A 1,471-nucleotide genomic window follows, 5' to 3' on the forward strand; every position below is an offset into this window, starting at 1 on the left:
CGCAGATGGACGACAAGGTTTTGGTGCGTATGGAGGCGATGATCAATTCGATGACGCTGAAAGAGGCATAACGATTCACCGGATAACGGGTTTTTGATATCTTAACCGCCCTCGGCCTTGATGGTCGGGGGCGTTTTGTTATGAACATCGCCTCCAAACTCCCCCTCAGGTGCATCAGCCGTTTCGGTATCGTTCCGGGGGATACCGTATTACCCAGCACTATCAGTTCCGTCGCTATTACCCCAAAAGCAAATTTAAAACTCATCTCCGACGGCGCTCTTTTATACTGTTTTGCCGTCAGCGCCGCTTCCCGCCTGATAAGGTTGTAAGCCAGCAGCAACCCCCACACTTCCTGATGCAGCAACTCCACTTTGCGGCTTCTCAGCACCATCGCATTACTCTGCAGGCTGCTTTTGATATTGCGAAAACCCACTTCGATTTCCCATCGGGAATGATAAAGCTCCGCCACCGCTTTGGCCGGATAACGATCCGCAGGCAATGAAGTCAGCACGGTTTTCTCCACACCGCCGATATCGTAACTGACCGCCCGGGCATACCAGGACTCAGGAAGGGCCGGGTTTTGCTTTCGAGCCTGCGCAGAGACTTTCATTTTTAGCAGACGGTCGCCCGCTCCGTAGCTTTCCTGCACGTCTGCGACCATCCCTTTGCGGGCAGGCAGTAGCCAGTGGCGATTTTCGCCGCCATGGTTCACCCCTGTTAGTAAATCCGCACTAAAAAATAGCTTATCAAACAGGGTGATGGAGTTATCCGGTAACGCCTTAATCAGGTCATGCGCCAACCGGGTCTCGCTACACCGGTAAGGCCCGGTGACCGCATCCAGCAGAACATGACTGCTCAGGTTCATCAACGCCACCAGACGCATCACCGGAAAAGGACTCTGTCGGTCTGTAGAGGTGTTACTGGAACCAAAATGCGCACGAAGTTCTGGTTCATCGGGCGTACGCAGTTGTGCACCGTCGACGGCAAAGAGCTGCAATCCTCTCCAGTCATCTTTGGGATAGCGTTCAGTCCCCCAGGTTCGTGCTGTCTGGCGAAACAGCCATTCAACAGGGGCAGCACCGACACGCTGACGTGCCTGTGTAATGGCGCTGCGTGCCAGAAGCTGCGTGCCGGCTTCGCCATCGGCACTGAGGTTAAGGCGGCGGACAATATCGGTAATGGGCTCATTACGAAAGAAGGCCATACAAACGACCATCCAGACCACCATGTCCCCGGGCAGGCGGCGGCGTCTGACGGTGGCATGGGTAGACAGAGAAAGGCAATGCTGGAGCCATTCAACAGGAAGATGTTCAGCAAAAATCTGCGCAGAAGGTGGCGGTAACAAAGGCTGGTCGCTAAAACTGAGCAGGTCATCGAGAAGTGGCATAAGAAAACGGCTCCCTGTAATGGAAGCCGTTATATTGCCGCAGATTAAGGATCGGTCAACCGATCCTTAACTGATCGGCATTGC

General features: G+C 54.1%; 1 protein-coding gene. It reads right to left on the minus strand.

Translation table 11 applies throughout. From position 1 onward, the window contains the following. Positions 1-1,387, minus strand: a 1,387-nt coding sequence (locus tag BEI65_RS25595; RefSeq protein ID WP_232519157.1) for an IS4 family transposase, incomplete at its 3' end; no start/stop codon positions are given. Positions 1,388-1,471: the final 84 nt, after the last annotated feature.

This window comes from Serratia sp. BW106 (genome assembly GCF_002607755.1).
GTDB classification, from domain to species: domain Bacteria; phylum Pseudomonadota; class Gammaproteobacteria; order Enterobacterales; family Enterobacteriaceae; genus Serratia; species Serratia proteamaculans.